The organism is Ensifer meliloti, from assembly GCF_030064585.1.
Classification (GTDB): domain Bacteria; phylum Pseudomonadota; class Alphaproteobacteria; order Rhizobiales; family Rhizobiaceae; genus Sinorhizobium; species Sinorhizobium meliloti.
On the sequence record NZ_CP120365.1, the window covers coordinates 3,455,899 to 3,481,372 of the forward strand.

At 62.5% G+C, this 25,474-nt stretch carries 26 protein-coding genes; 17 read left to right on the top strand and 9 right to left on the bottom strand.

What is annotated here, in order from left to right; translation table 11 throughout:
* Positions 1-62: 62 nt before the first annotated feature.
* The 11 genes from PZL22_RS23520 to PZL22_RS23570 all read left to right on the top strand — a co-directional run bounded on the left by PZL22_RS23520 (position 63) and on the right by PZL22_RS23570 (position 14,658).
* Positions 63-2,996 carry a DUF2339 domain-containing protein gene (locus PZL22_RS23520; protein WP_284718575.1) on the top strand — a complete coding sequence of 978 codons (2,934 nt, stop codon included), beginning with the start codon at positions 63-65 and terminating at the stop codon, positions 2,994-2,996.
* A complete protein-coding gene (locus PZL22_RS23525) occupies positions 2,993-3,649 on the top strand; it encodes an HD domain-containing protein (protein ID WP_003532655.1) in 657 nt (218 codons plus the stop codon). Before PZL22_RS23520 ends, PZL22_RS23525 begins: the two co-directional genes overlap by 4 nt.
* A 78-nt stretch (positions 3,650-3,727) precedes the next feature.
* A complete protein-coding gene (locus tag PZL22_RS23530; protein ID WP_003532657.1) occupies positions 3,728-4,579 on the top strand; it encodes an MOSC domain-containing protein in 852 nt (283 codons plus the stop codon).
* A 127-nt stretch (positions 4,580-4,706) separates the two neighbouring features.
* A complete protein-coding gene (locus PZL22_RS23535; protein ID WP_003532659.1) occupies positions 4,707-5,945 on the top strand; it encodes an MFS transporter in 1,239 nt (412 codons plus the stop codon).
* 182 nt (positions 5,946-6,127) lie between these two features.
* Positions 6,128-7,207 (top strand): quinolinate synthase NadA, encoded by a 1,080-nt coding sequence (gene nadA / locus PZL22_RS23540; protein WP_003532661.1) that lies wholly within the window; start codon positions 6,128-6,130, stop codon positions 7,205-7,207.
* Positions 7,208-7,256: 49 nt separating this feature from the next.
* Entirely contained in the window at positions 7,257-8,855 is a 1,599-nt protein-coding gene (locus PZL22_RS23545) for an L-aspartate oxidase (protein WP_003532664.1), read from the top strand.
* Between the two features lie 48 nt (positions 8,856-8,903).
* Positions 8,904-9,803: a carboxylating nicotinate-nucleotide diphosphorylase gene (nadC, locus tag PZL22_RS23550; protein WP_003532666.1), complete on the top strand. Its 900-nt coding sequence runs from the start codon at positions 8,904-8,906 to the stop codon at positions 9,801-9,803.
* A gap of 103 nt (positions 9,804-9,906) precedes the next feature.
* Entirely contained in the window at positions 9,907-10,425 is a 519-nt protein-coding gene (locus PZL22_RS23555) for a superoxide dismutase family protein (protein WP_003532668.1), read from the top strand.
* 714 nt (positions 10,426-11,139) lie between these two features.
* Positions 11,140-12,840, top strand: coding sequence for a peptidase domain-containing ABC transporter (locus PZL22_RS23560; protein WP_017265096.1), 1,701 nt, complete (start codon positions 11,140-11,142; stop codon positions 12,838-12,840).
* A gap of 1 nt (position 12,841) precedes the next feature.
* Positions 12,842-14,164 (top strand): HlyD family type I secretion periplasmic adaptor subunit, encoded by a 1,323-nt coding sequence (locus tag PZL22_RS23565; RefSeq protein ID WP_003532672.1) that lies wholly within the window; start codon positions 12,842-12,844, stop codon positions 14,162-14,164.
* Positions 14,161-14,658, top strand: coding sequence for a toxin-activating lysine-acyltransferase (locus PZL22_RS23570; RefSeq protein ID WP_003532674.1), 498 nt, complete (start codon positions 14,161-14,163; stop codon positions 14,656-14,658). Before PZL22_RS23565 ends, PZL22_RS23570 begins: the two co-directional genes overlap by 4 nt.
* 173 nt (positions 14,659-14,831) lie before the next feature.
* Here PZL22_RS23570 and PZL22_RS23575 read toward each other — a convergent pair whose 3' ends face one another.
* From PZL22_RS23575 to PZL22_RS23610, 8 genes are all read right to left on the bottom strand, one after another.
* Entirely contained in the window at positions 14,832-15,836 is a 1,005-nt protein-coding gene (locus tag PZL22_RS23575; protein WP_010969045.1) for an NUDIX hydrolase, read from the bottom strand.
* Positions 15,790-16,323, bottom strand: a complete 534-nt coding sequence (locus tag PZL22_RS23580) for a tyrosine phosphatase family protein (protein ID WP_003532678.1) — start codon at positions 16,321-16,323, stop codon at positions 15,790-15,792. The genes PZL22_RS23575 and PZL22_RS23580 overlap by 47 nt, the downstream gene beginning before the upstream one ends.
* A gap of 2 nt (positions 16,324-16,325) precedes the next feature.
* The gene (locus tag PZL22_RS23585) at positions 16,326-16,934 is read right to left on the bottom strand and encodes a YfbR-like 5'-deoxynucleotidase (protein WP_003532680.1); all 609 of its coding nucleotides are present in this window, start codon (positions 16,932-16,934) and stop codon (positions 16,326-16,328) included.
* Positions 16,931-17,779 carry a CAF17-like 4Fe-4S cluster assembly/insertion protein YgfZ gene (ygfZ, locus tag PZL22_RS23590; RefSeq protein WP_013844248.1) on the bottom strand — a complete coding sequence of 283 codons (849 nt, stop codon included), beginning with the start codon at positions 17,777-17,779 and terminating at the stop codon, positions 16,931-16,933. The genes PZL22_RS23585 and ygfZ overlap by 4 nt, the downstream gene beginning before the upstream one ends.
* 109 nt (positions 17,780-17,888) lie before the next feature.
* Complete coding sequence (locus tag PZL22_RS23595) at positions 17,889-18,632, bottom strand: hypothetical protein (RefSeq protein ID WP_010969046.1); 744 nt, start codon at positions 18,630-18,632, stop codon at positions 17,889-17,891.
* Between the two features lie 15 nt (positions 18,633-18,647).
* Positions 18,648-18,917, bottom strand: coding sequence for a hypothetical protein (locus PZL22_RS23600; RefSeq protein ID WP_010969047.1), 270 nt, complete (start codon positions 18,915-18,917; stop codon positions 18,648-18,650).
* A gap of 158 nt (positions 18,918-19,075) precedes the next feature.
* The gene (locus PZL22_RS23605; protein WP_003532694.1) at positions 19,076-19,519 is read right to left on the bottom strand and encodes a TIGR02301 family protein; all 444 of its coding nucleotides are present in this window, start codon (positions 19,517-19,519) and stop codon (positions 19,076-19,078) included.
* Positions 19,516-19,980: an NUDIX hydrolase gene (locus PZL22_RS23610; RefSeq protein ID WP_003532695.1), complete on the bottom strand. Its 465-nt coding sequence runs from the start codon at positions 19,978-19,980 to the stop codon at positions 19,516-19,518. The genes PZL22_RS23605 and PZL22_RS23610 overlap by 4 nt, the downstream gene beginning before the upstream one ends.
* Between PZL22_RS23610 and PZL22_RS23615 the strand changes: the two genes are divergently transcribed.
* Complete coding sequence (locus PZL22_RS23615; protein ID WP_003532696.1) at positions 19,979-20,809, top strand: SOS response-associated peptidase; 831 nt, start codon at positions 19,979-19,981, stop codon at positions 20,807-20,809. The genes PZL22_RS23610 and PZL22_RS23615 overlap by 2 nt on opposite strands.
* Positions 20,810-20,995: 186 nt before the next feature.
* On the opposite strand, the gene PZL22_RS23620 is transcribed toward PZL22_RS23615, so the two are convergent.
* The gene (locus tag PZL22_RS23620) at positions 20,996-21,145 is read right to left on the bottom strand and encodes a hypothetical protein (protein ID WP_003532697.1); all 150 of its coding nucleotides are present in this window, start codon (positions 21,143-21,145) and stop codon (positions 20,996-20,998) included.
* Between the two features lie 414 nt (positions 21,146-21,559).
* Between PZL22_RS23620 and cysS the strand changes: the two genes are divergently transcribed.
* From cysS to pip, 5 genes are read left to right on the top strand one after another with little or no spacing between them, the layout of a single operon-like run.
* On the top strand, positions 21,560-22,960 hold the full coding sequence (gene cysS / locus PZL22_RS23625) for a cysteine--tRNA ligase (RefSeq protein WP_003532699.1): 1,401 nt from the start codon (positions 21,560-21,562) through the stop codon (positions 22,958-22,960).
* 50 nt (positions 22,961-23,010) lie between these two features.
* Entirely contained in the window at positions 23,011-23,493 is a 483-nt protein-coding gene (locus tag PZL22_RS23630) for a GFA family protein (protein ID WP_003532700.1), read from the top strand.
* Positions 23,490-23,969 (top strand): GFA family protein, encoded by a 480-nt coding sequence (locus tag PZL22_RS23635; RefSeq protein WP_015007446.1) that lies wholly within the window; start codon positions 23,490-23,492, stop codon positions 23,967-23,969. Before PZL22_RS23630 ends, PZL22_RS23635 begins: the two co-directional genes overlap by 4 nt.
* A complete protein-coding gene (locus tag PZL22_RS23640) occupies positions 23,966-24,466 on the top strand; it encodes a GFA family protein (RefSeq protein WP_003532709.1) in 501 nt (166 codons plus the stop codon). The genes PZL22_RS23635 and PZL22_RS23640 overlap by 4 nt, the downstream gene beginning before the upstream one ends.
* Entirely contained in the window at positions 24,463-25,458 is a 996-nt protein-coding gene (gene pip, locus PZL22_RS23645) for a prolyl aminopeptidase (protein WP_033048979.1), read from the top strand. Before PZL22_RS23640 ends, pip begins: the two co-directional genes overlap by 4 nt.
* Positions 25,459-25,474 lie beyond the last annotated feature (16 nt).

Below are 25,474 nucleotides of genomic sequence, written 5' to 3' on the forward strand. Positions count from 1 at the left end.
TGATCTTCGGGCGTCCCGGTCCCGCTTTACCAGCGAGTTCATGACAGCTCTGCGACAATTGGATGAAGAGATTGCTGCAACGGGTCGCGATGCCGGAACGCTCCCACGGCTCCGTAAGCCCGCAGATGTCAGGCGCAGGATATTTTCAGCGGCCGTTTCGCGCTAACGTTGTCCGAATCGATCTGACCATGATGATGCCGGGGGACCTGATGCTCGAGGCCATAGCTCTTCTAGCCTTCGTGATGGCGCTCGCCGCTTTCCTCGGCGGCCGCAGGACGGCCGAGCGCCTTGACCGCGAAATCGAGAGCCTTAAGTCGGAGATCGCGCGGCTCGCGAAAGAGGGTATGGGAGAGCCCGCGCCGGACCTTGCCACCGGCCGGCCGTCGGAGGCTGACGTTCCAACCGTTGCCGGGACGGAGGCGACAGTCGACGGCCCATGGTCCCGGGTGCGGGAAGGCGCGGGGACCTCCCATGACGAATCCGCCGCCGGCCGCGAAAGTGGGGACGGGGCAATCGACGGCCCGGTAGCGCCCTCCGCAGCGGCAGCGCGGGCCGAAAGCCTCGAGAGCCGGATCGGCGGCCGATGGCCGGTCTGGGTCGGCGGGCTGGCACTGGCGCTGGGTGGCTATTTTCTCGTGCAGTATTCGATCGAGGCCGGGCTCTTGAGCCCGGCGGTCCGCCTGACGCTTGCCGCGGTTTTCGGGCTTGCGCTTGGGGTGGCCGGAGAGGTGATCCGGCGGCGCGACGTGCCTGCCATCGCCGACCGGTTCCGCAATGCGATGATTCCCGGTGTGCTGACCGCCGCCGGTGCCGTCACGCTGTTTGGCGTCGTCTATGCGGCCTATGGTATTTACGATTTCATCGGCACCGGCGCGGCCTTCGTCCTGCTGGCGCTGGTTTCGCTTGCCACCGTCGGGCTCTCGCTGCTGCACGGGCAGGCGCTCGCCGGCCTCGGCCTTCTGGCGTCGCTCCTGACACCGCTCTTCGTCTCGAGCGGAGAGCCGCGTCCCTGGGTGCTGTTCGGCTTCCTCGCCGTCGCCTGGCTCGCCACGCTCGCCGCGTCGCGCCTGCGTCGATGGAGCGTGGTGCCGACGCTTGCCAATGCGGGCCTGGGGCTCTGGGGACTTGCCTATGTAGCGCTCGCGACGCCTTTCGAAGCGCCTCCGGTCACCTTCGCGCTCCTCGTGATGATCGCGGGTGTCGCGCTGATCTGGCCCGGCCGGGCGGAGCGGACCGCGGAGCCGAGCGGGACAACGCAAATTGGTGCTGCCAGTGAGCCGGGTGCGTGGGAGAGGCTCTTCACGCCGCCTTATCTTGCCATAAGCATATCGGCGGCGATCGTCGCGACCGTTCTCGCCCTTTTGTTCATCAGCCCGGCGGTCGATGCCGCGCGTTTCCCGGTGAGCGACTTCGTGGTGATCGTCGTCGCGCTGGCGGCGGCAGGCTCCCTGCGGCCGGCGGCGATCTATGCGGCACTGCTTGCCGCCTTCGGCGCCGTCGCCGGCACCTGGAGCCTGACCGCTCTCAGTGGTGTTCTTGCCTATCTCGATCCCTCATTCGCCGGTTCGCCGCCCGAGATCGTCGTCCCCGGCCGCACTGCCATGCTGACCGCGATGACCCTGTCGGCGCTCTTCATCCTCCTCGGGGGCTTTGTGCTTGCCCGGCGGCCGGCGGGGGATCGGCAATTCGCGGCCCTTTGGGCCGGCATCGCCGCCGTGGTGCCGAATGCGCTTCTGGCCATGTCGTTCGTATTGACAGGCAGTTTCGCCTTCGACCTGCCGCATGGGCTTGCCGCCTTTGCCGGCGGCATCTTCCTTCTCGGCCTTGTGGAATGGCTCTATCGCCGGAGCCCCGGGGCAGGGGATGCCGATGTCGATGGGGGGCTGCTGGCACTCGGCTCCTTCGGCCTCTTCGTCATCGGGCTTCACGCCTGGACCGACGGTCTGGTGACCACCCTGGCGGTCGCGCTGCTCGGGGCCGGATACAGCTTTGCGACGCGCCTGCGTTCATGGCCGGTTCTCCCCTGGGTGACGGTCGCAGGCGCGGTCGTCATTCTCGCCCGAATTGCCTGGGAGCCGACGATCGTCGGGCCGGGCAATCTCGGAACGACGCCGGTGTTCAACGCGCTGCTTCCGGGTTACGGCATCCCGGCACTGTTGCTCGTCGTCTTGGCCTATCTTCTACGGGCCTGGCCGGACCTGCGTGTGCGCAACCTGCTGCAGGCGCTCGCAAGCCTCTTCGTCCTGTTGACCCTTGCAATCCTCGTACGTCATGCAATGAACCGCGGCGTGCTCGACAGCTCCGTCCCGACACTTGGCGAACAGGCGATCTACACGCTTCTCGCCATCGGCGCGTCGGGAATATTCATGACGCTCGACGGAAGATCGCCGAGCCCGGTGTTCCGTTATGGAGGCATGGCGCTCGGCGTTTTATCCATGCTCTCCGTGCTTGGGGCGCACCTTGTCGGCCTCAATCCCTATTTCAGCGGAGAACTGCTTGGAAGCCTACCCTTCTTCGATCTGCTCCTCATCGGCTATCTGCTGCCCGCCATCGGCTATTTCGGGCTTGCCTGGTATGCGCGCGGCAGACGTCCGCTGCCCTATGTCGTGGCGCTCGCCGTCAGCGGCGCCATCCTTGCTTTCGCCTGGACAACCTTAAGCGTTCGCCGCTTCTGGCAGGGCCAGAACGTCGCCGACTGGAAGGGGTTCCTGCAAGGTGAAACCTACACCTATTCGGTCGTGTGGCTCGTACTCGGCGTGCTGCTGCTCGTGGCCGGCTCGCGTCTCGACGCAAAGAGCATCCGGATTGCTTCAGCCGTTCTCGTCTTCGTCGCGGTGCTCAAGGTCTTCCTGGTCGATATGTCCAATCTCGAAGGCTTCCTGCGGGCGCTGTCCTTCATCGGCCTTGGGGCCGTGCTGATCGGCATCGGGCTCTTCTACCAGAAGATATTGTCGGGCAGCGCCGGCAACGCGGGTGAAGGGGCCCGCCGCGCATGACCCGGTTTTCCGGGCTGGCAGCCCCATTCGCTCCTCACGCCGAACTCGCCGGCGAACTCCTTCCGCATGCCTTTGCCGCCGATGACGGCTCGCACGATGCGTCACACCTCATCCGCGTCTGGAAGAACGCTCTTCGCATCCAGGCCGAGGAGGGCGGCGACACGCGCCGGCTCGCCGCTGCCGTGCTGCTGCATGACTGCGTTTCCGTCGAAAAGAATTCGCCGTTGCGGGCGGAAGCGTCGCGGCTGGCGGCCGAAAAGGCGTCGGCGATCCTCAATGGCCTCGGCTGGAGCGCGGCCGATATTTCATCCGTCGCGCACGCCATTCTGACCCACAGCTTTTCGGCCAATCTCGCGCCGGAAACGCTGGAGGCCAGAATTCTCCAGGACGCGGATCGCCTCGATGCGATCGGCATGGTCGGCGCCGCGCGTTGCTTCTACATCGCCGGGCGCATGAGCAGCGCCCTCTACGATCCGCTCGACCCGCTGGCAGAAAGCCGGGCGCTCGACGACAAGGCTTTCGCAATCGACCATTTTGAGACGAAGCTTTTTCGCCTCGCCGACGGTTTTCAGACTGCCGCGGGGCGGCGGCTCGCCCTTGAACGGCAGGCGCGGCTCCGCAGCGTGCTTGCCATGCTGCTGGACGAAATCTAAAAGCTTCAATCGGTTGGCGCCGACTGGTGAATCAGATTGGGAGCGGCCGGAATCATTTTCTGAACTCGGAAGATCGCCATGCACGTGACCGGCCTCAACATCCATCCCCTGAAGAGCGGCCGCGCGGTGCCGCAGACGGCCGTGACTGTCAATCTCGACGGGCTGGCCGGCGACCGGCGCTTCATGCTGGTTGCACCCGATGGGCACTTCATCACTCAACGCGATTTGCAGGCGCTGGCGCGGGTCGAGGCGGAACATGTCGATGGCGGCGTGCACCTCAGGATGAACGGCGAGGAACTCTCCGTTCGCTTCGACCCGGATGACCGCCTCGATGTCCGGGTCTGGTCGAGCGACGTCAATGCGGCGGTCGCCGGAGGTGCTGCAAACGACGTGCTGTCCGGCTGGTTCGGCCGCCCGGTCAAGCTCGTCCACATGGACGCTGAGGCCGAGCGCTTCGTCGGCGCGGAATGGGCAGGAGCGGCAGCCCCCGTCGCATTCGCCGACGGCTTTCCGATTCTCGTCACGACGACGGGCTCGCTCGCCGATCTCAACTGCACGCTGGCCGAGAAGGGGCAGGAACCGGTCGGCATGGAGCGCTTCCGCACCAATATCCTTATCGATTGCGATGAGCCTTGGGCTGAAGATCTTTGGGAGAGCATCGTGATCGCCGGCATCGCCTTCGATCTCGTCAAGCCCTGTGCCCGTTGCATCATGACCACGCAGGATCAGACGACCGGCGAGCGCATCGGCGGCAACCCGATCCAGGGTCTTTCGGAAAAGCGCATGTCTGCCGACCGGCGCGTTCCCGGCGTGCTCTTCGGCTGGAACGCCGTGCCTAGAGGCGAGGGTATCCTGAGGCTCGGCGACGCGGTCGAGGTCGTGCGCCGTCGCGATGAGCGTTGGCCGATGAAGGTGCGCTCCGCCGGCTGAGACGCATCCGCAGGAACCTGCGCTTGCGGCCGGCGCATCAATTCCTGTGATCGCATCGTCAATTTAATTGGCTTCCCCCAAGGCGGGCGCCGCCATAGGATGGCCCCTCATCATCAGGAGCTTGCCCATGTCCGCTGTTTCTTCTGCAGTCAGCCGCCCGGTCGAGCGCAGCGGCCTGCCGTGGCTCATCATCATCGCCGGCTCCATCATCGCCATGTTGACCTTCGGTCCGCGCTCCGCGATGGGGTTCTTCCAGCTGCCGATGCTTGCCGAGAAGGGTTGGGACCGGACGACCTTCGGCCTGGCAATGGCGTTTCAAAATCTCTGTTGGGGCCTCGGCCAACCGTTCTTCGGCGCGATCGCCGACAAGTTCGGCACCTGGCGCGTGCTCGCGCTCTCCGGCCTCGTCTACGCCGCGGGCCTGATCCTGATGGCCTTCGCGGATGCGCCGATCTGGCTGCACATCGGCGGTGGCGTCCTGGTCGGTCTGGGGGTTGCATCGGGTTCCTTCGGCATCGTGCTTTCCGCCTTTGCCCGCAACGTCGCGCCCGAGCAGCGCTCGCTCGCCTTCGGCATAGGCACCGCCGCCGGCTCGGCCGGCATGTTCCTCTTCGCGCCGCTGAGCCAGGGCCTCATCTCCGCCTATGGCTGGTCCGACAGTCTCGTCTATCTCGGCCTCCTGATGCTGCTCGTTCCGCTCTTTGCGATTCCGCTGCGCGGCAATGCCTCTTCCGGGCGCCAGTCGGAGGCATTGTTCAAGCAGACAGTCGGGGAAGCGCTCAAGGAAGCACTCGGGCACAAGAGCTATCTTCTGCTCGTCTCGGGTTTCTTCGTCTGCGGCTATCAGGTCGCTTTCATCACCGCGCATTTTCCGGCCTATATCGGCGATATCGGAATCGACGCCCGCTATGCGGTGATCGCGCTGGCATTGATCGGCTTCTTCAACATCATCGGCTCGTTCTCGGCCGGCATCATCGGCCAGCGTTATTCGAAACCCTATTTCCTGGCGCTGATCTATCTGGCCCGTTCAGTCGTCGTCTCGGCCTTCCTGCTGCTGCCGCAAACGCCTACATCGGTCATCGTCTTCGCGGTCGTCATGGGCCTCCTGTGGCTCTCGACGGTGCCGCCGACCAACGGGCTGGTGGCGATCATGTTCGGAACGCGGCATCTCGGCCTGCTCGGCGGCATCGTGTTCCTGTCGCACCAGATCGGTTCATTTCTCGGCGTATGGATGGGTGGCTATCTCTATGACCATTTCGGCTCCTACGATCCGGTCTGGTGGGTGGGCGTTGCCCTCGGGGTGTTCGCGGCCATCGTGCACTGGCCGATCGAAGAGCGTGCCGTCGCCCGTCCGGCAATTGCCTGATCGACAAAATGTTGTGATGCGCCCGCTATATGCGGGCGCATCGTTTCCGTCCTGCACGCTTGAAATCTGTCACAAAACTTTCTAAATCAGTTCCGGCGGCTCAGCCGCTTTTGTTTTGACCTAATTATGCTCAGATTGAGCATAATTAGAATTTGCCGGAAACGGCGGGAGAGGAGAGCCCGATGACCACTCTTGACCTTCGCAAGGAAGCGGCGCCCGCTCCGGCCTTCGTGAGCGCTGCGGCACGCTTCGGCGTCATCGAGAAACCGGATCTCGCCTTTACCCCGGCTGTCGCGCGCGAGACCGAGCACCTTTACGAAAAGGTAAAGGACTTCATTCCTGCGTTCGAGTGGGCGGCTTATGCGCCCTACGTTCATGCGATCAACCGGCTGAAGAAGGAACGTAACGCGGTCATCCTGGCCCACAATTATCAGACGCCGGACATCTTTCACTGCGTGGCGGACATCGTCGGCGATTCGCTCCAGCTTGCGCGCGACGCCACCAAGGTCGACGCGGAGATCATCATCCAGTGCGGCGTGCACTTTATGGCCGAGACCTCAAAGTTGCTCAATCCGGAAAAAACGGTGCTCATTCCGGATGCGAAAGCAGGTTGCTCGCTTTCGGAGTCGATCACCGGAGCGGATGTGCGGCTCCTCAGGGAACGCTATCCGGGCGTGCCGGTCGTCACCTATGTCAACACCTCGGCCGACGTGAAGGCGGAGACCGACATCTGCTGCACGTCCTCCAACGTGCTGGCAGTGGTCGAAAGCCTCGAGTCCGACACCGTGCTCTGCATCCCGGACGAGTATCTGGCGATGAACGTGGCGCGTCAGACGAACAAGAAGATCCTGACCTGGAAAGGTCATTGCGAGGTGCACGAGCGGTTCACGGCAGCCGAACTCCTGGCTTACAAAGAAGCCAATCCCGGCATCGAGATCGTCGGCCATCCGGAATGCCACCCCGACGTCATCGCCGTCTGCGATTTCTCCGGTTCGACCTCGGGCATGATCAATTACGTCAAGGACAAGCGGCCGCAGCGGGTGCTGCTGGTAACGGAATGCTCGATGGCGTCGAATATCCAGGCGGAGGTCAAGGGCGTCGATTTCGTCAAGCCGTGCAACCTGTGTCCGCACATGAAGCGCATCACGCTGCCGAAGATCCTCGACAGCCTGCTTAACATGACGGAAGAGGTTCTGGTCGATCCGGCGATCGCCGACCGCGCGCGGCTGGCGGTCGAGCGCATGGTGAACCTCAAGCAGTGATCAATGCCGGGGCAAACCCCGTGCAGGCCCGTGGAGGAGTTATCGAGCCATGCTGACCGACCATTTCCGCCCGCAGTCCTTCAACGGGATCGATGACATCGTCATCGTCGGCGGCGGCCTTGCCGGGCTTTTCTGCGCGCTGAAACTGGCGCCGCGTCCCGTCACGATCCTTGCCGCCGCGCCGATCGGCTACGGCGCCTCCTCGGCCTGGGCGCAAGGCGGGATCGCCGCGGCGATGAGCAAGGGCGATACATTCGAGAAGCATGTCGCAGACACCGTCGCGGCCGGTGCCGGTATCGTCGACGAGAAGATGACGCGCATGATGGTCGCAGAGGGCCCGGCCCGCATCCACGACCTGCTCGAATTCGGGGTTCCCTTCGACCGCGACCTTGAGGGAAAGCTCCTGCTTTCGCGGGAAGCCGCGCATTCCGAGCGGCGCATCGTCCGCGTCAAGGGCGACATGGCCGGCAAGTCGATCATGGAGGCGCTGATTGCCGCGGTGCGCAATACCCCGTCGATCCGGGTGATCGAGGGCTATGTGGTCGAGGAACTGGTGCGCGAGGGGCGGTTCATCTCCGGCGTTATCGCGCGGCCGGATGCCGGCCAGTCGAAGAGCCGCGTTTCCTTCCCGGCGCGCGCCGTCGTTCTTTGCTCGGGCGGCGTCGGCCATCTCTATGCCGTCACCACCAATCCATGGGAAGCATGCGGCCAGGGCGTCGGCATGGCGGCGCGGGCGGGCGCCATCATTGCCGATCCCGAGTTCGTCCAGTTTCATCCGACCGCGATAGACATCGGCAAGGACCCGGCGCCGCTTGCGACCGAGGCGTTGCGCGGCGACGGCGCCACCCTGATCAACTCGGAAGGCCGCCGTTTCATGCTCGACATCCATCCCGATGGAGAGCTCGCGCCGCGCGATATCGTTTCGCGTGGCGTCTTTGCGGAAGTCCAAGCCGGACGCGGCGCCTTCCTCGATTGCACAAAGGCCGTCGGCAGGCATTTCCCCGAGATGTTCCCGACCGTCTACGCCTCGTGCATGGCAGCGGGCATCGATCCGGTGAGGCAGCCGATCCCCGTCACGCCTGCCGTGCACTACCACATGGGCGGCGTGCTGACGGACGGGGAAGGGCGGACCTCCATCGACGGCCTTTGGGCGGCGGGCGAAGTGACATCGACCGGCGTTCACGGCGCGAACCGCCTTGCCTCGAATTCGCTGCTGGAGGCGGTCGTCTTCGCGGCGCGGATCGCGGAAAATATCAAGGGCAGCTTGCCGGCCCCGAAGCTGACTGCCTGGGGCGACAATGCCGGCGAGAACGACGATCCCGTGACGGTCGAGGACAGCCCGCCTTTCAAGATGCTGCGGCAATTGATGAGCGACTGCGTCGGGGTCGTGCGTACGCGCGAGAGCCTGACCCGCGCGATCCGGGGGATTGCGGAACTCGAGCGGACCAACAAGCGCCTGCGCTTCGCCAATATCGTCACCACAGCCAAGCTCATCGCGATCGCCGCGCTGCAGCGGACGGAAAGCCGCGGCGGTCATTTTCGGGCCGATTGCCCCGACGAACGGCCTGAATGGCGGCGCCGGACCTACCTGACGCTCGCCCAGGCGGAGCGTCTGGCCGCGGAAGTGGCCGAGAGCGAACCGGCATGACGGCGGCAAACGCAAGATTAGAAGCTACTCAATCGCAGGAACGACATAATGACCGCCCTTCGCCCGGAACTGCCCGCTCTCATGGTCGAGGAGCAGGTGAAAGCGGCTCTTCTGGAAGACCTCGGCAGGGCCGGTGACATCACCACCCTCTCGACGATCGGGCCGGACCGTACGGCCGCGGCGAATATGAGTGTGCGCGAAGCGGGCGTGGTTGCCGGGCTGGAACTGGCGCGAGCCGCCTTCCGCCAGATCGACCCGTCGATCCGCTTCGAAGCGCTCGCTGCGGACGGCGACCGGGTGGCGCCGGGTACGACGCTTGCGCGAATTTCCGGCCGCGCCCGAGGGCTTCTTTCGGCCGAGCGGGTGGCGCTCAACTTTCTCATGCATCTCTCGGGGATTGCGACCTACACGGCGACGTTCGCCGATGAGATCGCCCATACGGGCTCCAAGGTCTGCTGCACGCGCAAGACGATCCCCGGCCTTCGCGCTCTCGAAAAATACGCCGTTCGCCTCGGCGGCGGCTCCAATCATCGTTACGGCCTCGATGACGCGGTGCTGATCAAGGATAACCACATCGCCGTTTCCGGCGGTGTTGCCGGCGCCGTCCGGGCCGCGCGGGCCTATTGCGGCCATCTCGTCAAGGTCGAGGTTGAAGTCGACGGCCTCGCCCAGTTGCGCGAGGCGCTGACCGCCTCGCCGGACGTGGTCCTGCTCGACAATATGGGGCCGGAACTGCTCAGTGAGGCCGTCGCGATCAACGCGGCACATTGGGGACTGTCCGCCGCTTCCTATCCCGGCGACCTGCGCCGCACCAGGCTGGAGGCGTCGGGAAACGTGAGGATCGAAACCATTCGCGCAATCGCCGAAACGGGCGTCGATTACATCTCGACATCGAAGATCACGATGGCCGCACCAACGCTCGACATCGGTCTCGACGTGTCGATTTAGCCCAATTCGCCGGATTGGCTGCAACTCAGCCGCGTTTTTGCGGAACGACCCCGGCAGCCGCGCGTTGTCTCCTATCGACCCGCGAGTGAGAGGGAGAACTCCGATGATGAGAACGATGATCGCGATCGCCTGTGCGGCAGGAATGGCGGGTGCCGCTTCGGCACAACAATCCTCGCAGACGGCGACGGCCGAGTTCGTGGGCAAGGACGGCACGGACATCGGCCGGGCCACTTTGACGGCAGGCGGCAAGGGCGTGCTGATCGAGATGGAGATAAGCGGCCTGCCGAAGGATACCTGGGTGGCTTTTCACGCTCACGAAATGGGGCGCTGCGATCCCAAGGACGGGTTCGAGTCGGCGGGAAAGCATTTTGCCGGCGAAGATGAGAATGCCGAGCACGGCTTCCTCGCTTCCAATGGCCCGCATGCCGGCGACATGCCGAACCAGTATGTCGGTGCCGATGGAACCTTGCGCGCCCAGGTCTTCAACAGCTTCGTGTCGCTCGACGACAGGGCTACCGCCCTTCGCGGCCGGGCCCTGGTGATCCATGTGCATTCGGACGACAATCGCAGCCAGCCCTCCGGCGATGCCGGCGACCGGTTGGCCTGCGCGGTGGTGAAGTAGTGCATGTCGCCAGTACGTTTCTGTGCGCGTCCGAGCCACCTTGGGGGCCGCACGAACGAGGAACGTATTGGCGGGCTGTTTCGGGTAAGCAGGCCAGCTGGCTTGGCTGGCGTTGCGCCGCAACGAACCCAAAACATTTCGTCCCAACTGTCGCTGCCAAGTCATTGCCGCCAACCACACGCTAAAACGCGGCAAAGCAAAAACCTCGCCGCGTTTCCGTTCTGTCATTACGAAGGTTAGCGGCCGCCAAACCCTCCAGCTCCAGGGCCGGGAGAGCCGCCGCCACCATAGTCTCCCATGGGGTTATAGCCGCGGTAATCTGGCGCTCCGTTGCCAACGGAGCTCCCATCGCAGTTCTCCAATCCAGTAACGTTTCTACCTCTGATAGGTCGCAATCCATTCAAACGTTAGCAAAATGCAGTACGACCAAATAAATCACGTAGTTGATTATGGCATAGATGAGAAGGGTAACCCATTTTGGCGGAGATAACCCTGCAATTTTTATAATATAATCCACGATTGTCATCGACAAAAACACAATAATGGCGGCAATTATAGGGTATAAACTCATCTAGATCCCCGACAGCAGAGCTATAGCGTCGCCTATCTCAGCATAAAGACGCTGATGGTCACTAAACAATATACTTCACTTTTTGGTTGCGGAGTCAAATTGATTCTGGTATCAGGGATAATTGCGGGAGACGATCTTCGAGTGTGGTGGGGGATACTTACGAAGTGGTGGATAATCTCCGATTAGCACCTCTTTCGTGGTTCACGCGCACCACATTTTTCTACACGCCATTAATGATCGAACTCATGATCGTAGCGATTGTGATGCGGTTGCTTGGCTTGGTACAGCCTTTTGTCTTTCAGGCTGTCATTGATCGGGTCCTGCCGTTCCAGCGGGAAGCAACACTGCTGCTGATCGTAGTTGTTCTCGGCGTTACCGCGATCTTGTCCGCTATTCTGGACGCGCTGGCGGCCTATCTCGGAAACCACATGGGCAATCGGCTGACGTTGGATCTCGCCGGCCGAATCTTCCGGCATGTCCTTCATCTGCCGTTGAGGCAACTTCAATGTTGGCGGGTGGGGGAAACGCTAACCCGCATTTCCGAAATCGACACGGTCAAAGCATTCCTAACAGGAACCGTTTCCAGCATTTTGGTCGATTTGCTGTTCGCGATTATCTACGTCGCTGCTCTGATAACCATCAGCCCTATGCTGACGCTTATCGTTTTGATCGTTCTGCCTCTGCAAGTAATCGCGTTCGGTGTCATTGGGCCGCTGACACGACGACGCATGCAGAGGGCTTTTTTGGACTATTCCAGGCACCAGTCTCGTCTCGTGGAGACGTTGGCTAACGTAGTCACCGTCAAGGCGCTTGGATGCGAGGCGGTACAATCGGAGCGGCTTAACCGTACATTGGCAGATAGTCTCCTTGCCGGTTTTGAAGTAACCAAGCTCCATATTGTCAATGGCTTTACCGGCGGACTTTTAGGCAACGTTTCGGTTATATCGATCGTCTTTTTCGGATCTCATCTCGTCTTGCGAAATGAGATCACGCTCGGGCAGCTGATTGCATTTCACCTGCTGGCCGACAAGGTGGCTGGGCCGATCCTCTCCCTGTCGGCAGTGTGGGAACAATGGCAGGCACTTCGGATCGCTCGGCTGAGGTTAGGCGATTTATTGAATGCCGCAGCAGAAACCGATATTTCCAAGCCGCCGCTCCCCGTGTCCGGCCGGCTGAGTCTCCACTTGGAGGCCGTATCGTTTTGCTATCTACCCGAGCAACCTGTTATCCTTGACCTCACTCTGGAGATATCCCCGGACCGCCCAACGGTGATTACCGGCCCATCGGGCTGTGGCAAGTCTACTCTCGCCAAGCTTATCAGCGGCATTTACAGGCCGGATTGCGGAGTGGTTGAGGCGAACGGACATAAACTCACTGACTACGATGAACGCAGCGTGCGGCAAGCGATTGCGTATCTTCCGCAGGAGCCGGAACTATTTTCGGGTTCCGTTCAGGACAACATTCTCTTGGGCAACGCCGCCGCAACGGATCAGGAAATCCGTTCGGCTTTGGTCGAAAGCGGTTGCGATTTGTTTATTGGGGAGCTGCCAAATGGCATACTCACGGACGTTGGCGAACGTGGCGCTTACCTTTCTGGTGGTCAGCGCCAGCGCATTGCACTTGCACGGGCCCTTGTGTCGCCATCCCGTGCACTGATCCTCGACGAACCCACCAGCGCGCTTGATTCCGCATCTGCTGACATCGTCATTGCTGCGATTAAGCGGCACGCCGTCAAGAGCACCGTGATTATTGTCACTCACAATCCCGAGCTGTTTGGCAGTGACGTGAACATGGTCAACATTGCTCAATTGCAGCGCCCCAGCGATAGTTCCAGGCAGACTTAGTATGAAGGAAGCCGTCATCGAGAGGCCAGTCTCGCCAACCGTGCGCTTAACCACTTGGGTTCTGATTTCGGGTCTGGTCGCGATTTTCGTTGGAGGCTATTGGCTCAAGATCGAAATAGTGGCCCGAGGTCAAGGCAAGGTTATTCCAGTCAGCAGGGTTCAGCTCGTTCAGCCACAGACCAACGGGAGGATCATACGCATCCTGGTCACAGAGGGGCAGCCGGTGAAGGCTGGTGACTTGTTAGTCGGCATGGATACCGTCTCGGTTGAGAGCCAGATCAAGCTCAGGCTGACCGAGGTTCGTCGCCAACGTCGCGGGGCGACGGTTGCCCGAGTAATCATTGCGGCGCTGACAAATGTTGCAGTCGCAAACGATGATGTGCTTGCGGCAGGCAGAGCTGCCTTCGAAAGGGAGCGGCATGACCTGGAGGTTATCGACGGAGCGGAGGCACTTATAGAGGCTGTGCTAACGTCTCTTCGAGATCAGGTTGCGCGGATCAATGCGCAACTTGATCGTGTCGAACAATCGCGAATAACCCAGCAGGCGCGACTGCAGAAAGCTCGGTCTGATCTGGATATTTCCTCCAGGAAATTTTTGTCAGCCGGCAAGTTGAAGGACAAGGGAGCCATCAGCGAAGTAGACTACTTCGAGCGATTGCGTGAGCAAAGAGCACGCGAACTGGAGGTGCTCATCTCCGAGAGCGAATTGAATATCCTTGCAGCGGAAGCGAACGCGTTGGCTAGACAGCGGCAGAGCATCATTTCGACCGCAGTCGAGAACTATCAGAAACAACTGAACGAGGCGAGCACGTCCCTTGCAGGGCTGGAAGCGGAACTGAGCGCGGCTAGGAACCAACTGGCCTTGCTCGCGATTCGCGCACCAGCAGATGGCAAGGTCGAGAACCTCACGGTATTTACCATCGGCGGTTTCGTGGAAGCAGGTTCAACACTCATGTCCATCGTACCTTCCGGCGATGGCATGGAGATTGAAGCTTTCTTCGACAACCGTGACATCGGCTTTCTTGAAAAAGGGCAAGAGGCATTTGTGAAGTTTGACGCCTTTCCGGCCGAACGTTTCGGTATTGTTCGCGGTCGGGTGACTAGAGTTGGTGCGGATGCGCGCGGCGACATCGTCCCAGGGAAATGGGTCTACGCAATCCACCTTGTACTCGACCAAGAGACAATTGGGATAGGCGAGCGCGACATAGGGTTCTCGCCCGGCATGACTGCGACGATCGATGTGATAACGGGTGAACGGCGGCTCATTAGTTACTTCTTCGAGCCAATAATCAAGGCAATTCAAGACGGATTAGGGGAACGTTGACGGAGAAGACAAAGGAGGTTCGCCTAGATTTTTTTGAAGCGCTCGGAATGGTCACTGCGCTCATGATGGATTGCGACTACAAACACTGGTTCGTTGCGGACATAAGTCGTAACATCATACCTGCGCTTCAAGCCGGTCAGTGCAAAGTGTACTTCGACGAAGAAGGGCGACCGAACGCATTCGTTACCTGGGCACTTGTTGACAACGACGACCATGAAGCACTGCTCCGCGAAGGATGCAATCCCCCACCGGGCAAGTGGGCTTCGGGGAACCATCTCTGGTTCATCGATATCGTCGCTCCCGTCGGGAATATACTTCCGCGGATCAAGCGGGATCTCCATCAAAACTATTTCGCCGATCACAACAAGGCTTATGCGATCAGGAGAAAAGCTGACGGTGCCATTAGACGAGTGCAGGTTTGGAAAAACCCTTTGGTTACCCGACCAACCCGCTCTTTCCGCATTGGAGCCGATATCGAAACTCATGATGATTGAGCCAATCCGCGAATGAGCAGCATAGCGGCGTAAGAGAAGCAGCCATTACCAAGTGCCGCTGCTCTCGCTTACGGCTACGCCACTTATAGCGGCAGTTGATGCCGTCGACGGTAAGCCCGCGCTGCAGACCCGTCACAACTGCCGTTTGCGCGTATGCCAGCGACGCGGCAGCGTCAGCGCCCGCCGACCTTGAGGCCGGGCGCGGGCCGCTCGTCAAGGATCTGGCGGCGGAAGCGGAAGAGTGCGGCCGGACGGCCCCCGGTCGATGCCAGGGTCTCCCCCGTCGGCTCGACGAGCTCCGCTCCTTCGACGAGGCGGCGGAAGTTCTGCTTGTGAAGATGGCGCCCTGAGATTGCCTCGACGGTTGCCTGCAGGTCGGTGAGGGTGAACGCCGGCGGCATCAGCTCGAAGACCACCGGCCGGTATTTGAGCTTGCCGCGCAGTCTCGCGACGGCGGTAGCGACGATCCGGCGGTGGTCGTGGCGCATCGCCAGCCCTGCAGCCGGGCTCTCCGGATCGCGGCAATGGCCGTCGATCACGGCCTCGCGCACCAGTCCCGCCTCATAGAGCAATTCGTAGCGCTCCAGCACGCGTTCTTCGTCCCAGGGAAAGTCGTCAAGGCCGAAGGCGAGGCGTATCCGTGAACGACGCTGTGCCGAGGCCGACTTTTCGTCTCCGGACTCCCAGCGGGCAAGCGCGGGCAGGATGCTCTGGTCGAGTATCGCGGGGCGTCCGAGACGCCAGTCTTCCCAGGGCAGATAGCCGTACCAGTCGCGCCAATGGGCGCCCGCTTCGGCCAGCCTCTCGTTGTTCTCGGCGTCGGTGCGCGTCAGCGCCAGATAGCCGACGGACACCATGTGCTTGCCTTCCTCGCCGGGCAGACGCTGGCGCCCACGGTCGCCGAAGGTGTAGAGCTGCTCGATATAGCCGAGCTTGAGCGCCGTACGCTTCTCGACGCGCGCCCGCAGGCTCGCCTCGAAAGTACGGTGGCGGGCCGGATCGAAGGGGCCGAAGGGCAGGCTGTCGCGAGCGTCGCCGTCCGCCTCGCTGACGGCGAGGATGCGCGGGCTGCGGCTGACGACCGCGACGATCACGGCATTGAGCCCGATCTCGACCGTGACCGGCTGCGCTTCACCCGGCATGTTGCACGTCTTGCAGGGGCAGGACGAAAGGCGCATTGCCGTCGGCATCCGCGCCGCGGCCGATGGCTCGCACCGCGGCGACGAGCGCACCCTTGCGCGACAACGCCCGGTCGCCGATTTCCACGAGCCGCGCATTCGGCGTCGCAAAGGGCGAGGCGGCGCGGAGGCGCTTGGCGAGCGCGTGGTCGTCCTGGTCCGGTTCGACGGCGAGTGCGGCGATCAGCGCGGCCGCAGGCGAGCGGGAGACGCCCATCCAGCAATGTATGAGCATCGGCCGCGTCCGGTCCCATTTGCGGGCGAAATCGATGATCCGATGAACGTGTTCTTCCTGCGGCGCAATCAGGCCGCCCGTACCGGCGAAGCTGATGTCGTTGACGCCGATCGTCAGATGCTTCGCATGGTCGATGACGGCCGGGCGATGAAAATTCTGGCCCTTCGCAAGCAGGCTCAGCATTTCGCGGCAGCCGTGCCGGACGGCCATTTCCGCGATGCGCTGAAGCGGCGAGACGACGATTGCCGTCATGGTCACGCCTCCTGCCTCGCCTTGGCGCGTTCGGACTCCAACGCATTGAAGCGCGTGGCGAAGAGGCGCTGCGCCTCGACCGCGGGCAGGGGATCGATCAGCAACATCTCGCGGGTGATGCCGCGCGGCTGGCCGAAGAACTTGCGGGCCTCCTCTGCGGAAAAGCCGGCAAGTTCCGTCGCTTCGAAATAGGCGGCGATACGGTCGGCCTTCTTGATCCGCTCCTTGAGTTCCCTGGGCGTGTGTGCCGGAAGCCCGAAGCGCAGGTGGACAGCATTCTCCAGGCGCTTCTCCACGGTCTTGTAGCCGCCGCCGACGACGGCCTTGAACGGCGAGATCATGTCGCCGATGACGTATTCCGGCGCGTCGTGAAGCAGGGCCATCAGGCAATCCTGGGCGTCGCAGCGATTGGTGCGACGGAAAATCTCCTCGACAACGAGACTGTGCTGGGCAACGGAGAAGGCGTGGTCGCCGGAAGTCTGCCCGTTCCAACGCGCCACGCGGGCAAGTCCGTGGGCGATGTCGGAAAGCTCGACGTCGAGCGGTGAGGGGTCGAGAAGATCGAGCCGCCGCCCGGAAAGCATACGCTGCCACGCACGCGCACTCATCATGCGCTCGCCTCTCCTGCCTCGCTCGAAAAGGCAAGCCCCGTCCAGGCGGGCAGCGTCAGGGTAAGGCGCACGTCGCCTGCAAGAATGGCCTCACTCTTGGCGATCGCTTCGCCCGCCTTGTCGATCCTGACGATGGCCAGGCCGTCCCGATCCAGGACGGTGCCGAGAGAACCGATCGGCCGCCCGTCGACGGAAATGTTCGTTCCGCTCGGCGGCAGCGTCGCCGCGCCGGCGACGATGACGAGGCGGCGTCTCGCGGTGCCGCGGTGCTGCATTCGCGAAACGACCTCCTGCCCGACATAGCAGCCCTTGCGGAAGGATAGGCCGCCGTTCAGGTCCATGAGCACGTCATGCGGAAAGGCGTCCTGCAGGTCGTAGTCGCGGCCGGCAACGGCGATGCCCGCCGCGATTCTCAGCCGGTCAAGGTCGGCGATGCCCGCTTCCGCTGCAGGCACGTCGCGATAGAGGCGGAAAACGGATACGCCCGCCTTCTCGAACCGATGATCGCGATAGCTCTCGGCAGGCGCGTCTTCTCCGAACACGACAGTGACCGGCGCCGGCGAATTGAGCGACAGGTCCACTGCCGATCGCAGCTTGTACATCGTCAGGCGCTTGACGAGCGCTTCGGCTTGATCCTCCGTCGTCTCCAGACGCAACGCTTCGCCGTCGCGGGAGATCAGGAAATCGAAAAGGATCTTGCCCTGAGGCGTCAGCAGCGCACCGGGCCTGACCTCATCCGCGGTCAGCGCGGCGATGTCCGTCGTGATCAGCGTCTGAAGAAGGGTCTCCGCGTCTTTTCCGGAGACACGGATGATTGCGCGGTCGTCGAGGCAAACCATTGGCATATGTCGAGTCCTATTCTCTATCCTGAAGAGGTAGGATGTCTGCCGGGGAAGGGCAAGCATGCCCGAGCGGGATCCGCCGGCATTCCCGTCTCTCCGGCACGAGACGCGCTCAATCTCCCGCGACGAAGAACTTCCACTTTCCATCCGGCGTGATGCCGACGCGGTAGAAATTATAGGTGCCGAACTCCTCCATCCCGGCGAAGTCGCCGGCGGTCACCAGTCGGAAGAGGTCGACCTTTTCCGGGGCGGTCAGCGACGAGAGCGGCTTCTCGGCGAAATAGGGCCAGACATAGGCCTCCTCGGGAGTACCCTTGTCCGCAAGCACGAAGCCCGTCGACATGACATCGAGGAGGATGGCCAGAATTTCGATGCCGTCCTGGTCGCCGGAAAGACTTTTGAGTGCGGCAATCGGGTCGTCTTCCCCGGCGGTGGCGGTGACTTGGGTTTGGGTGGGGCCCTTGCCGAGCAGAGGGCGCAACCGCTCGATGTCACCCGAAGCCGCCGCCTCGACGATCAGTTCGCGCATGCGTGCCACCGGCACCGGGATCTTCGAGACATCCGTCAGCACTTCGACAGGCTCCACCACGTCCGGCGCGGCAATCTCATCGTCCTTCAACTCGACGGCCGTCCTGTCGACGAGAGGGTCGGGCATTGGAATTTCAAGGGGGGTCCGTTCTTCCGGCGCGGCCTCTTCGGCCTCATCGCCTGGGGCTGCGTTCTGCTCGCCGGCAATGGGAGCAGGGGCGCCCTGAAACTCACTGAGAGCCAGCACGGGCGTGGCAGTCATAGTCGCACCCGCCAGCAGCACAACAAGACCAACCGGGAGGGCCCGGTTTGCAGGGTTCCGGTTCATCGGGCAGTCCTGATGTTACTGAATCGTCCGCTCTGGCGAGAATTCTCCGGCGAGCATGCGCTCGCGAAGCGAATTAAGCATTGCCTCGGCACCTTCTTCGCCATGAAGCCGGACGGTTTCGCGCATGGCAAGCGCAATCGCCGCATCGGCGATGATTTCGGGCTCGATGCCGTCGGCCATGCCATCCGCCCAAGCCTCGTTCTGGTGCTCGAGCGCCGCCTGCATCTTCTCGTGGACGATCATGTCGTCGATGTCTGTCAGGCTTGGTTCCATCATTCGTTCCATGCGGCTTCCAATACGTGCACGTGGCTAACCTAGCGCCCATCCGCTGAACCGCAACTGAACGGGCAGACAGGCCGGTTACTTCTTATCACTCTCTTAACAAACTTAGCAGCCTTTTCCCGAAACGACACGGGGTCAGGGAAAAAGAGGTTAATATCTGCCTAATTTCCAAAGCGGGCGACGATTTCAGAAGCGAGTGTTGCACCTTCGGCACGGTAGCGTTCTTCCGCGAGCGTCGCGGGCTCCGTACACCTGGTATAGACCGAGGCGAAGGTCCGATAGCCCCGGTTGAAAGCGGCGGTTATGCGCTCGCGCCGTTTCGGCTCTCCGGCCGCCTCCTTGTCGATCAGTTCCTGCGTGGAGCGGCGCCAGCCGTCCTCGGACTGGTCTAGACAGAGATTGCGCAGATAATGCACCGAGCCGAGAATTTCGGCGAGGCGGATCAACCGCTGGTCGTAGGGAGTCGGCTTTTCCTCCTGCGCCGGGGAGGGAGAGGGAGCGGTCGTCTGCGGGGCAGGCTGCTTTTCCTGAGCCGCCGCGCCCGCGGCGGTCGCGAGGAGGATGCCTGTCAGCAACAGTCTGGACGGGAGTCGCGTATCGATCATGAACCCCTCAAATCGGAACTGACGCCGGTCGCTGACCCGGGAACACGCCTTGGCCGGCCGGCCGTCAGCTTCTCCACGCAGTCGCGCACGCTTTCCGGAATGGGCAAGGTGAAGATCTCCTCCGGTGTGAACCAGCCAACGCCGGCGGCATCATCGCAGGCGATCGCGACCAAATCAGGATCGGCTTCGACGGTGAAGACCGAGAGCAGGAAGTGACGCTCCTGCGGGCCTATAGCGGGCAGGTCATAGATTTCGAAGAGCACGGGATCGCGGGCGCTGATGCCGGTTTCCTCGGCGAGTTCGCGCAATGCCGTTTGCGCAGGCGTCTCGCCGGGCTCCGCCCTGCCGCCGGGAAAAGCGTACATGTCTGCTGACGGCGGGTTGGCCCGCCGGACAAGAAGATAGCGGCCGTTCCGTTCGAGAATGGCGGAGGAGGCGCGCTCGGGTTGTTTGGTCATCATGGAATCGAAAATCACCTCGGTCGTTGACCCATACTACGTGAAGTGCCACATCGATGTCATGTGCGGACGTTTTGCGCTTACGGCCACGCCGGAGGAATTGCTGGAACTGTTTGGCCTGCTTGAGGCGGAGGGATTTCCTGCGCGCTTCAACATCGCGCCGACGCAGCCGATAATCGTGATCGTGGCCTCCGATCGGCCGGAGCCGGGCAGCAACCTGCCGGAGCGCAAGGCCGTGCTCGTCCGTTGGGGCTTCACCCCAGGCTGGGTCAAGGACCCGAGCAAGTTTCCGCTGCTCATCAACGCTCGGGCCGAAACCGCGATCGGCAAGGCCGCCTTCCGCGCCGCAATGCGCCATCGCCGTGTACTGGTGCCGGCGTCCGGTTTCTACGAATGGCGCCGCCCCGTGAAGGGCAGCCGGGAGGCCTCGCAAGCCTTTTGGGTCCGGCCGAAAAAGGGCGGGATCGTGGCCTTCGCCGGGCTCATGGAGACATGGTCTTCCGCCGACGGTTCGGAGGTCGACACCGCGGCGATCCTTACGACCGATGCGAACCGCGCCGTCAGTCACATCCATGACCGCATGCCGGTCGTGATCCAGCCCGAAGACTTTTCCCGTTGGCTCGACTGCAAGAGCCAGGAACCCCGCGAGGTGGCCGACCTCATGGTCCCGGCGGCGGAGGATTATTTCGAAGCAATCCCCGTTTCGGACAAGGTCAACAAGGTCGGCAACACCGGCCCTGAGCTCCAGGACGAGGTCGCGCCCATAGCGCCGATCCCGAAGAGGGGGCGCTCTGACGATCGGGACGACGGCGGGCAGATGTCGCTGTTTTGAGCCAAGGACCGCCCCTCATCCGGCCTGCCGGCCACCTTCTCCCCGCAAGCGGGGCGAAGGGGACTCGCGGCCCCGCTCTGCCCTCAGCCGCTCAAGAGTGAGCGGTGAAGCCGAGGCTTGTCCCTTCTCCCCGTCAGAACGGGGAGAAGGTCGCGGCAGCGGGATGAGGGGCTGCCCAGATCGGAACTAAGCCGAACGCTTCGCGATCTTCTTGTCCGCCGGTTTCGCCCTGACTTGCAGCGCGGCTGCGAGGACGGCCTTCAGGCCAAGCGGGCGGTATTTCGTCAGCAGATCGGACGGCGGCGGCTTGCGTTCGGCAATTTTGGCGGCCTTCATTGCATGTCTTCCTTGGTGTTTTCCCTATTGGGAACATTAGCCCTCGTGAATTTTCAACGAAAACCATGTCCCTGTTGTTCCTCGGGAAACAGGACCTGATGCAGTATCCGGCTGCATTCGCGAATCTCCTTCCCCTCCGATGATTTCCAGATAAGCCAAATCGTGACAAATCCATGGCCGTCATGGTTGCAGATTGACGACTTTCGCTTGCACGTGGCTCGCCTCTTGACCGGCGCCGGGCGACGCGCGATAAGGGTCGCCATGAAAACGGTTATCTGCATTATTTGCCGGAACATTATTCGCTAGCGATCCGCTGGCCTGGCCGTTTTCGTCTCCATAAATCCAAGATGACAAACGCGCGGGGCCACCCGGCGACTATATTGCGACGGCTGCATGCAGACTTGGAGATCTGGGATGGGCGGAATGCCGATTTTGAAGCTGTACAACACGCTGACGCGGGAAAAGGCCGATTTTCGGCCGATCGACCCTCAAAACGTCCGCATGTATGTCTGCGGCCCGACGGTCTACGACTACGCCCATATCGGCAATGCACGGCCGATCATCGTCTTCGACGTCCTGTTCCGGCTGCTTCGTCACGTCTATGGCGCGGATCACGTCACCTATGCCCGCAACATCACCGATGTGGACGACAAGATCAACGCGCGGGCATTGCGCGACTATCCCGGGCTGCCGCTGAACGAGGCGATCCGTCATGTGACCGAGAAGACCGAGACGCAATTCCTCGAAGATGCGACTGTGCTCGGTTGCCTGGATCCCACCGTGCAACCGCGCGCGACCGAAAACATCGCCGGGATGATCGAGATCATCGAAAAGCTGATCGCCAAGGGCCATGCCTACGAGGCCGAGGGGGAAGTCCTCTTCGATACGCGGTCGATGGACGATTACGGCCAGCTCTCCAAGCGCAATCTCGACGAGCAGCAGGCCGGTGCCCGCGTCGCCGTCGAAGCGCACAAGAAAAACCCGGGCGATTTCGTGCTCTGGAAGCTCTCCGCCGAGCACGAGCCGGGCTGGGATAGCCCCTGGGGTCGCGGGCGACCCGGCTGGCACATCGAATGCTCGGCGATGAGCGGGCGCTACCTCGGCGACGTCTTCGACATCCACGGCGGTGGCATCGACCTGATTTTCCCGCATCACGAGAACGAGATCGCCCAGTCGCGTTGCGCCCACGGCACCGAGGTGATGGCGAATGTCTGGATGCACAACGGCTTCCTGCAGGTCGAAGGCCGCAAGATGTCGAAGTCCGAGGGCAATTTCATCACCATCTACGAGCTTCTTCACACGGAAAAATTCGGCGGCCGCAAATGGCCGGGCGAGGTGCTTCGGCTGGCGATGCTGATGACCCATTACCGCGAACCGATCGACTTCTCGATCAAGCGGCTGGACGAGGCCGAGCGTCTGCTGTCGAAATGGCCGGTTTACGGCGACGCTGCAGGCGAGGCGGACCCGGCCGTCGTCACCGCCCTCGCGGACGACCTCAATACCGTGGCCGCCATTCAGGCGCTGCATGCGCTGGCGCAAAAGGCTTCCGCCGACTCGCGCCATCTCGGGACCTTCGCTGCGAGCGCGGCGCTTCTCGGCGTGATGCCGAAGGAGGTCGAACTCGACGAGGCGGTCGTTCACGAGATCGACGGCCGTGTACGTGAGCGCCTGGAGCTTCTGAAGGCCAAGAACTACGCGGAGGCCGACGGCATCCGTGCCGATCTCCTGGCCAGAGGCATCCAGCTCAAGGACGGCAAGGATCCCGAGACCGGCGAAAGGGTGACCACCTGGGAGGTGAAGCGGTCTCAGGTCTAGTTTTAAGGATGATGGCGCTGCCGGCACGCCGGAGGAAAGAGGAGGGCGATATGGCTGACGAGATCCATACGGGCGGATGCCAGTGTGGCGCGGTCCGTTTCCGCGTCGAGGGCAAACTCGGCGATGCTTCCGTCTGCCATTGCCGCATGTGCCAGAAGGCGAGCGGCAATTTCTACCTGCCGCTCGTTTCCGTACGCGGCGCGAAGCTCGTATGGACCCGCGGCGAGCGCAAGCGCTTCCGGTCCTCGAATGTGGTCTGGCGCGGCTTCTGCGGCGACTGCGGAACACCGCTGACCTACGAGGCGCCGGACGGCATGGCGCTCGCGATCGCTGCATTCGACAGGCCGGAAGGCATCGCGCCGACCATCCAATGGGGCGTCGAAGGGAAACTGCCCTATGTCGATCACGTATCCAAGCTGCCCGGCGAAGAGACGATGACCGACCCCGAGGCTGTCTCGTTTCTTGCCGATCTCGTTTCCTATCAGCACCCCGACCACGACACCGAAACCTGGCCACCGGAGGAAAGAGGATGAACAATGCCGTCAGGACTGGAGGCTGCCAGTGCGGGGCCGTCCGCTTCCGCATCCGCGGAGAGCTCGGGCGCCCGTCGATCTGCCATTGCCGCATGTGCCAGAAGCAGTTCGGCTCTTTCTTCTCCGCCTTGGTGACGGCGCCGAAGGACGGGGTCGAGTGGACCCGTGACGAGCCGAGCTACTTTCAGTCATCAGTCAATATCGATCGCGGCTTCTGCCCGAAATGCGGCACGCCGCTGACCTATCGGCATCCCGGCGGCCTCGAAATCGCCATAGGCGCCTTCGACGACCGCTCCGATCTCGCGCCGAAAATCCAGGTCAATTACCAGTCCCGGCTTCCCTGGGTCGAATCGATCTTCGAGCAGCCGGTTCACGACGATCCCGACTATTACGGGCGGCAGGAGCAGATCATCTCGTTTCAGCATCCGGACCATGAGACGGAGCAGTGGCCTCCGGGCGGAGTCTGGGCACGATGATCGGACGCATCTTCACCGGCGGCTGCCAGTGCGGCGCGGTGCGCTACCGCGCCGAGGGCACGCTGGGCGATCCGCATATCTGTCATTGCCGCATGTGCCAGAAGGCGGCGGGCAACTACTTTCTGCCGCTCGCCAATATCGTGCGCGAAGGCTTCCGCATCACGCGCGGCCAGCCCGCCTGGTACCGTTCGTCCGATCTCGTGCGCCGCGGCTTTTGCCGCGATTGCGGGACGCCGCTCTTCTACGACATGCCGGATGCGAGCTTCCTGAACATCGCGCTCGGTTCGCTCGACGATCCGGATGACGTCCAGCCGGTCTACCAGTCCGGCGTCGAGTCGCGGATGTTCTGGTTTTCGCATCTGCCGCAGCTCGCCGAAAAAGAGACGGACGACGGCAGCGAAGCGGCTGCCGAGCGCCATCTCATAGTCCTGGAATCCAACCGCCAGCATCCCGACTACGACACGGTGCACTGGCCGCCCGAGGAAGATCTATCGTGAGTTCTCCATTGCGTACCCTCTATCCCGAGATCGAGCCCTATGCATCCGGGCACCTCGATGTCGGCGACGGCCATTCGATTTATTGGGAACGGGTGGGCACGCCCGGCGCCAAGCCGGCGGTCTTCCTCCACGGCGGCCCGGGCGGTACGATTTCGCCGAACCACCGCCGGCTCTTCGATCCGTCGCTCTACGATGTGATGCTGTTCGACCAGCGCGGCTGCGGCAGGTCGACGCCGCATGCAGAGATAGAGGCCAACACGACCTGGCACCTCGTGGCCGATATCGAACGGCTGAGGGAATTTGCCGGGGTCGGCAAGTGGCTCGTCTTTGGCGGCTCCTGGGGCTCGACGCTGGCGTTGGCCTATGCCGAGACCTATCCTGAGCGGGTAACCGAGCTCGTCGTCAGGGGCATTTACACCCTGACCAAGGCCGAGCTCGACTGGTACTATCAGTTCGGCGTCTCGGAAATGTTCCCCGAAAAGTGGGAACGCTTCGTCGCGCCGATCCCGCCGGAAGAACGCCACGAGATGATGCGGGCCTATCACCGCCGCCTGACAAGCGAGGACCGTGCGACGCGGCTTGCGGCGGCCAGGGCCTGGAGCATCTGGGAGGGGGAGACGATCACCCTTCTGCCGGAGCCGGCCACCAGTACGCCCTTCGAGGAAGACGAATTCGCTCATGCGTTCGCCCGCATCGAAAACCATTTCTTCGTCAATGCCGGCTGGCTGGAAGAGGGGCAATTGCTGCGCGATGCCCACAAGCTCCACGGAATTCCGGGCGTGATCGTGCACGGCCGCTACGACATGCCGTGCCCGGCGAAATATGCCTGGCAATTGCACAAGGCCTGGCCGCAAGCCGAATTCCACCTCATCGAGGGGGCGGGGCATGCCTATTCGGAGCCCGGCATTCTCGACCGGCTCATCCGGGCGACCGATAAATTCGCCGGCAAGGCCGAACAGGGCGGGTGCGAAGAACCCGCAATCGATCAGTGATCTGTACGTTGGAAAT

What these genes read in the sequence shown, in the direction of transcription:
- PZL22_RS23595 (WP_010969046.1), bottom strand. Translation starts at nt 18,632, where the DNA reads ATGAACCGGAACCCTGCAAACCGGGCCCTCCCGGTTGGTCTTGTTGTG.
- PZL22_RS23620 (WP_003532697.1), bottom strand. Translation starts at nt 21,145, where the DNA reads ATGAAGGCCGCCAAAATTGCCGAACGCAAGCCGCCGCCGTCCGATCTG.
- PZL22_RS23520 (WP_284718575.1), top strand. Translation starts at nt 63, where the DNA reads ATGAAGAGATTGCTGCAACGGGTCGCGATGCCGGAACGCTCCCACGGC.
- PZL22_RS23630 (WP_003532700.1), top strand. Translation starts at nt 23,011, where the DNA reads ATGGCTGACGAGATCCATACGGGCGGATGCCAGTGTGGCGCGGTCCGT.
- PZL22_RS23535 (WP_003532659.1), top strand. Translation starts at nt 4,707, where the DNA reads ATGTCCGCTGTTTCTTCTGCAGTCAGCCGCCCGGTCGAGCGCAGCGGC.
- nadC (WP_003532666.1), top strand. Translation starts at nt 8,904, where the DNA reads ATGACCGCCCTTCGCCCGGAACTGCCCGCTCTCATGGTCGAGGAGCAG.
- cysS (WP_003532699.1), top strand. Translation starts at nt 21,560, where the DNA reads ATGGGCGGAATGCCGATTTTGAAGCTGTACAACACGCTGACGCGGGAA.
- PZL22_RS23640 (WP_003532709.1), top strand. Translation starts at nt 23,966, where the DNA reads ATGATCGGACGCATCTTCACCGGCGGCTGCCAGTGCGGCGCGGTGCGC.
- PZL22_RS23545 (WP_003532664.1), top strand. Translation starts at nt 7,257, where the DNA reads ATGCTGACCGACCATTTCCGCCCGCAGTCCTTCAACGGGATCGATGAC.
- PZL22_RS23615 (WP_003532696.1), top strand. Translation starts at nt 19,979, where the DNA reads ATGGAATCGAAAATCACCTCGGTCGTTGACCCATACTACGTGAAGTGC.
- ygfZ (WP_013844248.1), bottom strand. Translation starts at nt 17,779, where the DNA reads ATGCCAATGGTTTGCCTCGACGACCGCGCAATCATCCGTGTCTCCGGA.
- PZL22_RS23605 (WP_003532694.1), bottom strand. Translation starts at nt 19,519, where the DNA reads ATGATCGATACGCGACTCCCGTCCAGACTGTTGCTGACAGGCATCCTC.
- PZL22_RS23610 (WP_003532695.1), bottom strand. Translation starts at nt 19,980, where the DNA reads ATGATGACCAAACAACCCGAGCGCGCCTCCTCCGCCATTCTCGAACGG.
- PZL22_RS23575 (WP_010969045.1), bottom strand. Translation starts at nt 15,836, where the DNA reads ATGCGCCTTTCGTCCTGCCCCTGCAAGACGTGCAACATGCCGGGTGAA.
- nadA (WP_003532661.1), top strand. Translation starts at nt 6,128, where the DNA reads ATGACCACTCTTGACCTTCGCAAGGAAGCGGCGCCCGCTCCGGCCTTC.
- PZL22_RS23580 (WP_003532678.1), bottom strand. Translation starts at nt 16,323, where the DNA reads ATGACGGCAATCGTCGTCTCGCCGCTTCAGCGCATCGCGGAAATGGCC.
- PZL22_RS23530 (WP_003532657.1), top strand. Translation starts at nt 3,728, where the DNA reads ATGCACGTGACCGGCCTCAACATCCATCCCCTGAAGAGCGGCCGCGCG.
- PZL22_RS23600 (WP_010969047.1), bottom strand. Translation starts at nt 18,917, where the DNA reads ATGGAACGAATGATGGAACCAAGCCTGACAGACATCGACGACATGATC.
- PZL22_RS23555 (WP_003532668.1), top strand. Translation starts at nt 9,907, where the DNA reads ATGATGAGAACGATGATCGCGATCGCCTGTGCGGCAGGAATGGCGGGT.
- PZL22_RS23585 (WP_003532680.1), bottom strand. Translation starts at nt 16,934, where the DNA reads ATGATGAGTGCGCGTGCGTGGCAGCGTATGCTTTCCGGGCGGCGGCTC.
- PZL22_RS23525 (WP_003532655.1), top strand. Translation starts at nt 2,993, where the DNA reads ATGACCCGGTTTTCCGGGCTGGCAGCCCCATTCGCTCCTCACGCCGAA.
- PZL22_RS23635 (WP_015007446.1), top strand. Translation starts at nt 23,490, where the DNA reads ATGAACAATGCCGTCAGGACTGGAGGCTGCCAGTGCGGGGCCGTCCGC.
- PZL22_RS23565 (WP_003532672.1), top strand. Translation starts at nt 12,842, where the DNA reads ATGAAGGAAGCCGTCATCGAGAGGCCAGTCTCGCCAACCGTGCGCTTA.